The sequence below is a fragment of the Pseudarthrobacter sp. NPDC092424 genome (genome assembly GCF_044754925.1).
Taxonomy (GTDB): domain Bacteria; phylum Actinomycetota; class Actinomycetes; order Actinomycetales; family Micrococcaceae; genus Arthrobacter.
This window is the reverse complement of record NZ_JBIVQC010000002.1, coordinates 494,804-506,656: the sequence shown is the minus strand read 5'-3', so window position 1 is coordinate 506,656 and position 11,853 is coordinate 494,804. Positions and strand designations below refer to the sequence as shown.

The window sequence follows — 11,853 nt, the reverse complement described above, 5'->3', positions numbered from 1 at the left end:
GGCTAGTTAAAGAATGGATTTTCCCTTGGACCCAATGTCAATTCTCCTGTTCGTCATGCTCGGCGTTTTCATCTTCATGATGTTCCGCCGGAACAAAAAGGCGCAGCAGCAGCAGGCGGAACTCCAGTCGAAGTTCGGCCCAGGCGTTGAGGTCATGACCAGCTTTGGCCTGTTCGGACACATCGTGGCCATCGATGACGCGGAGAACAAGGTCACCCTGGAGCTCTCTCCCGGAAACCTGGCCACCGTGCACCGCCAGGCCGTCACCAAGATCGTGGAACCGACCACCGTTGCAGAGCCTGCGGTCGCCGATGAGCCCACCGTGGCTGCCGGGCCGTCCGTGCCGGCAGTACCTAACGACGCCTCCTCCCTCACTGCTCCCCAGCCCGGCACGACGGCGGAGCCGCTGGACGCGCCGGCCCCCGTTGAGACCCCCGAGGAAACCCTGAAGCGCTTGAACGGCGAGGGCAGGAAGGACAGCTAGTCCGCTGCCCCGCACCACCTCTACCGCTGCGGTTCACCGCCGGTGCACGCCACGGCAGGCACCGGCGGTTCTTCCGTGAATAAGAGAAAGATCGACAATGCCACGAACTGGCCCTAAGAAACCAGGACTCAGGGTCCTGGTCTGGCTCGGCGTAATCATCGCCGCGCTGACCGCTGTCCTGGCCGGCGGCACCATGTCCGGACAGGCCGGCTGGGCGCCCAAGCTGGCCCTTGACCTGGAAGGCGGCACCCAGATGATCCTTGCGCCCCGGGTAGAGGGCGGTTCGGACATCAACGAGGAACAGCTGAACCAGGCCGTGGCCATCATCCGCCAGCGCGTGGACGGCTCCGGCGTGGCCGAAGCCGAGATCAGCACGCAGTCCGGCCGCAACGTTGTGGTCAGCCTGCCGGGCACGCCCTCCACGGAGACCCGTGAACTGATTCAGGCCTCCGCCGACATGAACTTCCGCCCCGTGCTCCTCAACGGGGACGGCACCGCAGTGCCTAAAGAGTCCCGGACGCCCGCGGACAAGCTTCCCAAGCCCTCCGCTGAGCCGGCGAACAGCAGCGATACCAACTGGATCACTCCGGACGTGTACCAGGAGTTCGAGGCGCTGGACTGCAACAGCCCGGAAGCAGAGAAGGCCGAGCGGTCCGACCCCGCCAAGCCCCTGGTGACCTGTGAACCCGGCACCGGGACCACACCGGCGATCAAGTACATCCTGGGCCCGGTTGAGGTCAAAGGCAGCAACATCGTTACCTCGTCCTTCCAGCTGCAGGCCGGCGCCCAGGGCGCCGTTACCAACCAGTGGGCCGTCAACATCCAGTTCGACGGCGAAGGCACGGAAAAGTTCAAGGCCGTCACCGAACGCCTGAACCAGTTCTATGTGGCAGCCGGCGGCGACTCCGGCACCGACCCGAAGGCGCAGTTCGCCATTGTCCTCGATGACCAGGTGATTTCCGCACCCCGGGCGCAGGCCGTAATCACCGACGGCCGGCCGCAGATCACCGGCGGTTTCACCGAGCAGACCGCCAAGGCCCTCTCCGACCAGCTGCGCTTCGGCGCGCTGCCCATCAGCTTCGAGATCCAGAGCGAGCAGCAGATCTCGGCGACCCTCGGCGGCGAGCAACTTCGCATGGGCCTGCTGGCAGGCCTGATCGGGCTGCTGCTGGTGGTGGTTTACTCCCTGTTCCAGTACCGTGCCCTGGGTTTCGTCACCATCGCGTCCCTGGCCGTGGCGGGCGTGCTGACCTACCTGGCGATCGCAATCCTGGGCTGGACGGAAAACTACCGCCTGTCCCTCGCCGGCGTGGCGGGCATCATCGTCGCCATCGGCCAGACGGCCGACTCGTTCATTGTGTACTTCGAACGAATCCGCGACGAGCTGCGCGACGGGCGTGGACTGGTCTCCGCCGTCGAGAACGGCTGGAAGCGTGCCAAGCGGACCGTGCTCGCATCCAAGGCCGTCAACCTCCTGGCCGCGCTGGTTCTCTACTTCGTGGCGGTGGGCAATGTCCGTGGCTTCGCTTTCACCCTGGGTCTTACGGCGATTGCCGACCTCATCGTCGTGTTCATGTTCACCCACCCGACGCTGCAGTTGCTGGCCCGCACCAAGTTCTTCGGTGAAGGCCACAAGCTGTCCGGCCTGGACCCCGAGCGGCTGGGTGCTGTTCCGCTGTACCGGGGCGCGGGCCGTCTCCGCACGCCGGAGGCCCGCCCCGTGGCGGCGCGGGCCAAGAACACCGGCGCCGCCGCTGAGGCGGAGCGCCGGATGACCATCGCCGAGCGCCGCATGGCCGAAAAGCAGGAGCAGCTCGCAGGCTCTGCGAAGTCCGCCGCGAAGGAGAACAAATAATGCCCAGCTTCGCCAACTTCGGCAATGAGCTTTACACCGGTAAGCGCTCCTACAACTTCGTTGACGCCAAGAAAATATGGTTCATCATCGCGGCCGTGGCCGTAGCCCTGTCCATCCTCATCCCGGTGGCCAAGGGCGGGTTCAACCTCGGCATTGAATTCCGTGGCGGCTCTGAGTTCACCGTCTCGAACGTGCAGACCAAGGACGCCGCGCTGGGCGAGAAGGCAGTCACGGACGTGGTTCCTGGCAGCGTCCCCCGCGTGGCCAACGTGGCCGGAACCACCATGCGGATCCAGACAGACAAACTGACGGACGACGAGACCCTGCGCATCAAGGAAGGCCTCACCACCGCTTACGGCGTGACGGACAACGAGGTGACCTCCACGTTCGTGGGTCCCACGTGGGGCGCCGATGTCACCAAGCAGGCACTGATCGGCCTGGTTATCTTCGTGATCCTGGCAGCAGTGCTCATGGCGCTGTACTTCCGGACCTGGAAGATGTCCCTGTCGGCGATCGCGGGCATGGCAGTGACCATGTTCATCACCGCGGGGGTGTATGCGCTCAGCGACTTTGAGGTAACGCCCTCGGCCATCATCGGCTTCCTGACCGTGCTTAGCTACTCCTTGTATGACACCGTGGTGGTCTTCGACAAGATCCGCGAAAACACCGCGGAAATAGACGCTTCCACGCGCAGGACCTTCGGCGAGGAGGTCAACCTCGCCGTCAACCAAACCCTGGTGCGTTCCATCAACACCATGATGGTGGCGATCCTGCCGGTCGGTGCCATCCTGTTCATCGGTGCGGGACTCCTGGGGGCAGGAACGCTGCGCGACCTTTCGCTTGCCCTGTTCGTGGGCATCCTGATCGGTACGGCAGCCACGATCTTCGTGGCCGCCCCGATGTACGCCTGGCTGCGCGAGGGCGAACCCAACCTGGTCAAGCAGGCCAAGAGGGTTGCCCAGCGCCGCGCCGGCTCGGCGGACCGTGCCGCCACCGCGGCGCCCGCAGGGGCCTGACCAGTCCTGACGGCCCGGACGGTGTCCCAGTGACACCGCCCGGGCCGTCAGGCGCTTAACGGCCGGTTACGGATGTCTCCGCCGTGAGGAATAGACTGAAGTAATTAAACGTGGTGAGGGGTGCTTCATTGGAAGAACGTTCGTCGTCGGTGCCAACGGCCCAGGGCGGCCAGGGTCCTGCCGGTCCGCAGGCCGGTACGGCCGGACCTGCGCGCCCCGGACCGCTCGTTCCGGTGGACAACTCGGGACAGCGCCTCACTTTTCCAGGCCGCCGGGAGCGGACCCGGTCACGCCTTGCACGGCTCACCGGACGCAGCACCGCCACGTATTCGCCGATCCTGGAGCCACTGCTCCGGACCGTCAGGGCAAATAACCCCAAAGAGGATTTCGACCTCATCCAGCGTGCCTTCGAAGTCGCGGAGCGCAGCCACCGCGGGCAGAAGCGCAAGAGCGGGGACCCCTATATCACCCACCCTGTCGCCGTCGCCACGATCCTTGCCGAACTGGGGCTCTCCGGAACTACCCTGGCTGCCGCCCTTTTGCACGACACGGTTGAGGACACGTCCTATACCCTTGCCGACCTGAAGCGCGATTTCGGCCCCGAGGTCGCCATGCTGGTGGACGGCGTCACCAAACTGGACAAGGTCAGCTTCGGCGAGGCCGCACAGTCCGAAACGGTCCGCAAAATGGTCGTGGCCATGGCGAAGGACATTCGGGTGCTGATGATCAAGCTCGCGGACCGGCTGCACAATGCCCGCACGTGGCGCTTCGTCTCGGCCGAGTCCTCGGCCCGGAAGGCGCGGGAGACGCTCGAAATCTTCGCCCCGCTGGCCCACCGGCTCGGCATGAACACCATCAAGTGGGAGCTGGAGGACCTCTCCTTCGCGGCACTTTACCCCAAAGTGTACGAAGAAATTGTACGGATGGTGGGGGACCGGACCCCGGAACGGGAAAAGAGCCTGGGCGTCATCCGCGACCAGATTGCCGAAGACCTGCGCGCCGCCCGCATCAAGGCCACCATCACCGGCCGGCCCAAGCACTATTACTCCATCTACCAGAAGATGGTGGTCCGGGACAAAGACTTCGACGACATCAACGACCTCATGGGCGTGCGGGTGCTTGTTGACTCGGTCCGTGACTGCTACGCGGCGCTTGGCACCATGCATTCGCGCTGGAACCCGCTGCCCGGCAGGTTCAAGGACTACATCGCCATGCCGAAGTTCAACATGTACCAGTCCCTCCACACCACGGTAATCGGTCCCGGCGGCAAGCCCGTGGAGATCCAGATCCGCACGCATGAAATGCACCGCCGGGCCGAGTATGGCGTGGCCGCCCACTGGAAGTACAAGGACCAGCCCAACCGGACAGCAGTTGGGCCGGGCAGTCCCCGTGACGGTGACATGGGCTGGCTGCGCTCCCTGGTGGACTGGCAGCAGGAGACCTCGGACCCCGGTGAGTTCCTGGATTCGCTGCGCTTCGAAATCAACGCCCGCGAGGTCTTCGTTTTCACCCCCAAGGGCGAGGTCATGGCCCTGCCGGCCGGGTCCACCCCTGTGGACTTTGCCTACGCTGTCCACACCGAGGTGGGCCACCGAACTATCGGGGCGCGGGTCAATGGCAAACTGGTTCCGCTCAACAGCGAGCTCAACCATGGCGACTGGGTGGAGATCTTCACCTCCAAGGCCGAGGGCGCAGGTCCCAGCCAGGACTGGCAACACTTCGTCAAGAGTGCCCGTGCGCGTAACAAGATCCGCCAGTGGTTCAGCAAGGAACGCCGCGAGGAAGCGATCGACCGGGGCAAGGAGCTCCTGACCCGGGCCATGCGGAAGCAGAACCTGCCGCTGCAGCGCCTGATGACCCACGAGGCCCTGGCCGCGGTGGCCGAGGAATTCAAATACGTTGATATCTCCGGGCTGTACGCCGGCGTCGGTGACGGGCATACCTCCGCACAGTCCGTCATGGAAAAGCTCGTCGAAAGCCTGGGCGGCAACGAGAGCCCCGACGACGACATCACCGAGGTCAGTGTCCCCACCCATGTGAGCAAGGCAAAGTTCTCCGATTCGGGCGTGGTGGTCCGTGGCGTGGGCGATGTCTGGGTCAAGCTCGCACGGTGCTGCACGCCGGTGCCCCCGGACCCCATCCTGGGCTTCGTGACCAGGGGCTCGGGCGTGTCCGTGCACCGCACCGACTGCACCAACATCTCCGACCTGAAGGACCAGCCGGACCGCATCGTGGACGTGGACTGGGCACCCACGCAGTCCAGCGTGTTCCTCGTGGAGATCCAGGTGGAGGCTCTGGACCGCAAGTCCCTCCTGTCCGATGTAACCCGCGTCCTGTCCGAGAACCACGTGAACATCCTGGCCGCCAGCGTCCACACCTCCACGGACCGCGTGGCCATCTCAAGGTTTGCCTTCGAGATGGGCGACCCCAAGTACCTCAGCCACGTCCTCAGCGCCGTGCGCCGGATCGACGGGGTCTTCGACGTCTACCGCACCACCGGTAACAAGCGGAGGAGCTAACCGGGCGAGCTTGTCCAAAGCGGCCAGTTTGTGGGGTACCCGCGGGGTTGCCTCGATGGCCAGCACCAGCAGCCGCAGCCGGACGTCCTGCTGCGGCCGGGCCAGCAGATTTGCCAGTGCGGGCAGCGCCAGCCCGGCCTCCACATGGAGGGCGATGTCCAAAGCGGTCCGCAGGGGACTGGAAACCATCAGCCCGCCCAGGCTGATTACGTCCATGGGGCCCAGCCTGACCTCGTGGAGCGTGCAGCCGCGGGTATTGCGCAGCCCGGAGACCCGGCGCTTGGCGTCCACCAGGAGCGCCAGCCTGTCCGGTTCCGCAGCGCACCCGTAGATCCACGCCGCCGTCATGCGCCCGGCCACCACCCGCTGCCGCACCTGCAGCGGGACAGAAACCGCGGCGGCCCGCGCCCGGAGCTGGGCGGAATGCCGGACGTCCGGGAGCGTGAAGCCGTTCTGGTGGAGCCGCGTGAGCACACCGTCCGCTGCCAGGGACTGCAGTTCGGGCGGAGTGAAGGGCATGCCGGGTGCGTACATCTCCGGAAATCGCAGCGCCGGCGGCTCGGCGGCCTGATGAGGTTCCATGCGGGCTGCTGCAGGGGAGTGGAGCTGGGGGTGTGCCATCCACCCATCCTGCCGCGGAAGCTTTAACAGCCACAGGCCCGGTTCCGGTTATGTGGATAACCGGAACCGGGCCTGTGGCCCTCCCGCAGACGCGGGAGTGGCTTAGGCCAGTTCGCTGGCCGAGCGCTGGATCTGGTCGAGCCAGGCCTGGCGGGCTTCGAGTGCCTCACGGGCCGCTGCGATCCTGCGCTGGTCCCCGGTCTTTTCCGCCGCTGACAGATCCTCCTGAAGTCCTGCAATGGCGGACTCGAGCTGGGAGAGGGCGCTGTTGGTGCGTGCCTTACGCTCGGGGTTGGAACGCTGCCACTGCTCGTCCTCGGCCTGCTTGACGGCGTCTTCCACCTTCCGCAGTCCGGCTTCGACGCGGCCCATGTCCGCCCGGGGCACCTTGCCGGCCTCTTCCCAGCGGTCCCGCACGGACTGCAGGGCCTTCTTGGCAGCTGCCAGGTCCTTCACCGGGAGGATGGCGTTGGCCTCGGCCAGCAGCGCTTCCTTTACCGTGAGGTTCGCGGCGTACTCCTGGTCGATCTCGTCATTGGCTGCCTGGCGGGACGTGAAGAACACGTCCTGCGCAGCGCGGAACCGCGCCCACAGGGCATCATCATCCTTGCGGCTGGCGCGCGGCGAGGCCTTCCACTGGTCCATGAGCCGTCGGTACTCACCGGCTGCAAAGCCCCAGTCAGTGGAGCTGGACAGCGCCTCGGCTTCGGCGATCAGTTTCTCCTTGGCGGCCTTGGCGGCCGAATTGTTGCTGTCCAGCTGGGAGAAGTAGGCCCGGCGGTGACGGTCGAACACGGTGCGGGCGGCGCGGAACCTCTTCCACAGTGCGTCCTCGTTGCTGCGGCCGAGGCGGACGCCGCTCTTCTGTGCGGCTTTCCAGTTCTCGAAAAGTTCGTTCATGCGGGCGCTGGAGGTTTTCCACTGCGTCTGCGCCGGATCCTGCCCGGAGATCTGCTCGGCTTCGGCCACAATTGCTTCGCGCGCAGCCAGTTCCGCCGCGCGCACCGCGTCATGCTCGGCCTTTTCCGCGTGCTCCAGCTCGGAAATCTGCCCCTCGAGCTTGTCCAGGCGTGCTTCGGCGGAGCGGAGGTCGCCCACCATGTTGCGCTCCGCGAGCTGTTCGCGCAGATGGGTGACGGTCTTCTGCATGTCGGCGCTCGGAGCCTTGGAACTCACGCGCTGTTCCAGCAGTACGATCTGGGCCACGACGTCGTCGTACTTCCGGGCGAAGTAGGCCAGTGCTTCCTCGTTGCTCACGCCGGGGTACTGGCCCACAGGGTGCTCGCCGCCATCGATGGTCAGGAAGACGTGCCCGTCCCCTTCCACGCGGCCCCACTTGGCGGCTTCTTCCGGTGAGGTTGCCGGGGGTGCCTGTACCGGTGCGGCCGGAGCCGCGGCTGCGGGCTTGGGCCGGGAGGCGAAAGCCTTGGGTGAAGGTGCTGCGGGCCGCCTCGCCGGGGCAGGCGCAGGTGATGGAGCCGCGGGGGTCGCCGCTGCTTCGGCCGCGTCGGTTGCTGTTTCGTCGGATTTCTGACTGTCTGTCACCGCTAAAAGTCTTTCGCTTGGAGGGAAATACTCAGGTACTGCACCGTAGCCGCTGGGCCAGGCGTCCTACTTCAGAGAAAACGAGTCTATCGTGACTGGTTCCACAGGTGTGCCGTCTGTTGCGCCGGCACCCGGCGTAATTCCGGCCGCCGCAATATCGGACACCACATCGAGCCCGGAGGTCACCTTGCCCACCACGGTGTAACCGCCCGCGCTGTCGGCCGGAATTACCGTGTCCTTGTAGACGATGAAGAACTGCGTGCCGTTACCGTACGCGTTGTTTCCGGTACGTGCCACGGCGATGGTGCCGGCAGGGTAGGTATTGTCCTTGGGCGTGTTTTCCAGCGGACCCCAGGTGTATTCGGGATCGCCTTCACCGGTGCCGGTCGGGGAGCCGCACTGGAGGACGGCGAACGCCTCGCCGGTGGTCAGTCGGTGGCAGGTCTTGCCGGAGTAGTACCCTTCGTCGCTGAGCGATTTAAGGACGGCCGCGGCCTGCGGCGCCTTGGTTCCGTTGACTTCGACGCCAAGCGCACTTCCGTTCAGGACAAGCTTGCCCGTGAAGGTCTTGCCGGCAGCAGTGTCAGCGGCTGGGATGTTGGCCCCGTTGGTGGCCTGGGCAGAGGGACTGGCGGAGGCGGACGGTGCGGCCAGGTCGGCCTGCGCGGCGGCGAACTCCTCTTCCGTGGGGTTTCCCGCGAAGGAAGTGAGCTGGAGGACGACGGCGAGCACCACGGCGGCGGTGCCCGCACCGGCGGCGATCAGGTTGTCGCGCCTGCGACGCTTCTGCTGGTCCCGCCGGAGCTCACGCTTGGCTTCCATCTGTTGGATGCGCCGCTTTGTCTCGCGGGCGCTGCGTGGACTGGCCGCCAAGGGGTCCTCCTCGTAGTAGTGCCGCGCGCCTGCCGTCCCGGCCGCGCGCAGTTCCCTGCCCAGCCAGCGCAGGGCCCGCCGTATTAGAGATGCCGGCTGAAGGCGCATAAACTGACTGCCGCACATAGTTTATGCATGACTGCCTGGACAACTCCGCCGCGGACCGTTTTCGGAGACCGGCAGTATCCCGGCAGCCTTCACCAAGAGGAGAACTTCCACCATGGCACGCAGCGCCTCCCTGTCCGGATTCCCCGAGTGGCTTCCCGAGGAGCGGCTGGTGGAGCTGCATGTGCTGGACACGCTGCGCCGGGTGTTCGAACTGCACGGCTTCAGCTCGATCGAGACGCGCGCGGTCGAGACCGTCGGGCAGCTCCTTCGCAAGGGCGAGATCGACAAAGAGGTGTACGGCCTCAGCCGGCTGCAGGACGACGAAGGCGATGCCAGGGGAAAGACCGATCCGCACGCCCTGGCCCTGCACTTCGACCTCACGGTGCCGTTTGCACGCTATGTCGTGGAGAACGCCGGCTACCTCGCCTTCCCGTTCCGGCGCTACCAGATCCAGAAGGTGTGGCGCGGTGAGCGCCCCCAGGAGGGCCGTGCCCGCGAGTTCACGCAGGCGGACATCGATGTAGTGGGCGACGGCGACCTTCCCTTCCGCTACGACGTCGAGATCGCGCTGGTCATCGCGGAGGCGCTCAGCGCCCTGCCCATCCCGGACTTCCGCCTGCGGATCAACAACCGAAAGCTGGCCGAGGGCTTCTATCGCGGCATCGGGCTGACGGACACGGCAGGGGTGCTGCGGAGCATCGACAAGCTTGAGAAGGTGGGGCCGGCCAGGGTTGCCGAACTGCTGCAGGAAGAACTGGGCGCCACCGCGGAGCAGGCGGAGAAGGCGCTGCGGCTGGCCGGAATACGCACCGCCGACACGTCCTTCGTTGCCCAGGTGCGCGCCCTCGGTGTGAGCAACGACCTCCTCGAAGAAGGCCTGTCCGAACTGGAACAGGTCATCGCCGCCGCAGTGCAGCGCGCGCCGGGCAAGGTGCTGGCCGACCTCAGCATCGCCCGCGGACTGGACTACTACACGGGCACCGTGGTCGAAACCGTCCTGGTGGGGCACGAGCAGCTGGGCTCCATCTGCTCCGGTGGCCGGTACGATGCCCTGGCAGCAAAGGGAAACCGCAAATTCCCCGGCGTAGGCCTGTCCATCGGCGTCACGCGCCTCGTGTCGCGGATCCTCAGCCAGGAACTCGCGAAGGCGTCGCGTGCGGTGCCCACCGCGGTGTTGGTGACGCTCACGCATGACGACAGCTGGGACGCTGCCCAGGACGTTGCCGCGCTGCTGCGCAGCCGCGGTATCCCGACGGAGGTGGCTGCGAAGGCCGAAAAGTTCGGCAAGCAGATCAAGTTCGCGGACCGTCGCGGCATCCCCTTCGTCTGGTTCACGGACGACGACGGCACGCACCAGGTCAAGGACATCCGCACCGGCGAGCAGGTGGCCGCGGCCCCCGAGACCTGGATGCCGCCGTCGGAGGATCTTGCCGTGCAGGTGGCCACTACCGCCACCGCATCGGTGGTCTGAGCTAGCGCCGAAAGCGCAGGACCAGCCAGCGGCCGGCCACACCGGCAGCGAGAACCGCTGCCATGGTGGCTAAGGAGGCGGGCGGCAGCGTCAGGGCCAGCAGCAGGCAGCCCAGGAATCCTGCCGCGTTGAGCCACTTGGGCGCATAGCCCGGATGGCGGTCCAGCGTGAAAGCGGCAGCATTGGCCACGGCGTAGTACACCAGAACGCCGAAGCTCGAGAAGCCCACCACGGTCATTACGTCCACGCTGAGCAGCAGCAGGATGACGACGGCGGCCACGGCGAGTTCCGCCGCGAACGGCACCCGGTGGCGTACCCCCACGCGTGCGAGCGGCGAGGGAAGATCGCGTTCCCGGGCCATCGCCAGCGTGGTCCGGCCCACCCCGGTGATCAGCGCGAGAAGGGCTCCGAGACAGGCAGCCGCCGCACCCGCCTGGACCAGGGGCGCGCCGTCGGCCAGCCGCGAGTGCAGCACCGCATCCAGCAGCGGCGTACGGGATGCTGCCAGCAGCCCGTCCCGGAGGTGGTTCTGCAGGAGCAGCCCCAGTCCCAGGTAGATTGCGAACGCCGCTGCCAGCGCCGCGAGGATGGCGCGCGGAATGGAGCGGGCCGGGTCCTTGACCTCCTCGCCCAAGGTGGCGATCCGGGCGTATCCGGCAAACGCAAAGAACATCAGGCCCGCCGCAGTGAGGACGCCACCGGGCGCCGCCGCGCCGCCGTCGGACGCTCCCGCCGCGGCTATCCCTGCGCCCGACGGGTGCGGACCGGTCAAAGCTGCCGCCGCGACGAACGCGAGGGTGGCCAGCACCACGGCGAGAAGGATGCGGGTCACCAGCGCAGTCCGGGTGATGCCCAGCAGGTTGACGCCGGTCAGGGCAACGACGGCGGCGACGGCCACGGGGACGGCGTATCCGGGTGCCATGTAGTTGCCGAAGGTCAGCGCCATCGCGGCGCAGGAGGCCGTCTTCCCGGTGACGAAGCCCCAGCCGGCGATGAAACCGGGCCAGGGCCCCAGCCGTTCCCGGCCGTAGACGTAGGTGCCTCCGCTGGTGGGGTACCTCGCGGCCAGTGCGGCTGATGCCACGGCGTTGCAGTAGGCCACGGCTCCTGCCAGGAGCACGGAAACCGCCAGCATATTGCCGGCCAGTGCGGCTGCAGGGCCGAAAACGACGAACACACCCGCGCCGAGCATGGAGCCCAGGCCGATGATGGTGGCGTCGGTGGTGCTGAGCCTCCGCTGCAGCTGCGGATGTGCGCCCATGCGGGGACCGTGCCTTTCAAGCGGGTAAACTCAGACGGGATCGTTCCTGAACGATCCTATTTAATTTCCGCTGATTTCCTGCTGTCGTCTCTAGAAAGGC

At 66.4% G+C, this 11,853-nt stretch carries 9 protein-coding genes; 5 read left to right on the top strand and 4 right to left on the bottom strand.

Annotated features, from left to right (window positions below; all coding sequences use genetic code 11):
• Positions 1-34 precede the first annotated feature (34 nt).
• The 4 genes from yajC (at position 35) to ACIQCN_RS05310 (ending at position 5,874) form a co-directional block, all read left to right on the top strand.
• Positions 35-484, top strand: a complete 450-nt coding sequence (yajC, locus tag ACIQCN_RS05325; RefSeq protein WP_400603594.1) for a preprotein translocase subunit YajC — start codon at positions 35-37, stop codon at positions 482-484.
• A 97-nt stretch (positions 485-581) separates the two neighbouring features.
• Positions 582-2,339 carry a protein translocase subunit SecD gene (gene secD / locus ACIQCN_RS05320; RefSeq protein WP_400603596.1) on the top strand — a complete coding sequence of 586 codons (1,758 nt, stop codon included), beginning with the start codon at positions 582-584 and terminating at the stop codon, positions 2,337-2,339.
• Entirely contained in the window at positions 2,339-3,355 is a 1,017-nt protein-coding gene (gene secF, locus ACIQCN_RS05315; RefSeq protein WP_400603598.1) for a protein translocase subunit SecF, read from the top strand. Before secD ends, secF begins: the two co-directional genes overlap by 1 nt.
• A 128-nt stretch (positions 3,356-3,483) precedes the next feature.
• Positions 3,484-5,874, top strand: a complete 2,391-nt coding sequence (locus ACIQCN_RS05310) for a RelA/SpoT family protein (RefSeq protein ID WP_400609746.1) — start codon at positions 3,484-3,486, stop codon at positions 5,872-5,874.
• On the opposite strand, the gene ACIQCN_RS05305 is transcribed toward ACIQCN_RS05310, so the two are convergent.
• The 3 genes from ACIQCN_RS05305 to ACIQCN_RS05295 all read right to left on the bottom strand — a co-directional run bounded on the left by ACIQCN_RS05305 (position 5,755) and on the right by ACIQCN_RS05295 (position 8,913).
• A complete protein-coding gene (locus tag ACIQCN_RS05305; protein WP_400609744.1) occupies positions 5,755-6,495 on the bottom strand; it encodes a type IV toxin-antitoxin system AbiEi family antitoxin in 741 nt (246 codons plus the stop codon). The genes ACIQCN_RS05310 and ACIQCN_RS05305 overlap by 120 nt on opposite strands.
• Positions 6,496-6,597: 102 nt before the next feature.
• Positions 6,598-8,040 carry a DUF349 domain-containing protein gene (locus tag ACIQCN_RS05300; RefSeq protein WP_400609742.1) on the bottom strand — a complete coding sequence of 481 codons (1,443 nt, stop codon included), beginning with the start codon at positions 8,038-8,040 and terminating at the stop codon, positions 6,598-6,600.
• A gap of 66 nt (positions 8,041-8,106) precedes the next feature.
• Entirely contained in the window at positions 8,107-8,913 is an 807-nt protein-coding gene (locus ACIQCN_RS05295) for a peptidylprolyl isomerase (protein WP_400604282.1), read from the bottom strand.
• A 220-nt stretch (positions 8,914-9,133) separates the two neighbouring features.
• Between ACIQCN_RS05295 and hisS the strand changes: the two genes are divergently transcribed.
• Complete coding sequence (gene hisS, locus ACIQCN_RS05290) at positions 9,134-10,492, top strand: histidine--tRNA ligase (RefSeq protein ID WP_400603605.1); 1,359 nt, start codon at positions 9,134-9,136, stop codon at positions 10,490-10,492.
• A gap of 1 nt (position 10,493) precedes the next feature.
• Here hisS and ACIQCN_RS05285 read toward each other — a convergent pair whose 3' ends face one another.
• Complete coding sequence (locus ACIQCN_RS05285) at positions 10,494-11,753, bottom strand: APC family permease (protein ID WP_400609741.1); 1,260 nt, start codon at positions 11,751-11,753, stop codon at positions 10,494-10,496.
• Positions 11,754-11,853 lie beyond the last annotated feature (100 nt).

Coding starts and splice junctions, on each gene's coding strand:
- secF (WP_400603598.1), top strand. CDS start 2,339: ATGCCCAGCTTCGCCAACTTCGGCAATGAGCTTTACACCGGTAAGCGC.
- yajC (WP_400603594.1), top strand. CDS start 35: ATGTCAATTCTCCTGTTCGTCATGCTCGGCGTTTTCATCTTCATGATG.
- ACIQCN_RS05285 (WP_400609741.1), bottom strand. CDS start 11,753: ATGGGCGCACATCCGCAGCTGCAGCGGAGGCTCAGCACCACCGACGCC.
- hisS (WP_400603605.1), top strand. CDS start 9,134: ATGGCACGCAGCGCCTCCCTGTCCGGATTCCCCGAGTGGCTTCCCGAG.
- ACIQCN_RS05305 (WP_400609744.1), bottom strand. CDS start 6,495: ATGGCACACCCCCAGCTCCACTCCCCTGCAGCAGCCCGCATGGAACCT.
- secD (WP_400603596.1), top strand. CDS start 582: ATGCCACGAACTGGCCCTAAGAAACCAGGACTCAGGGTCCTGGTCTGG.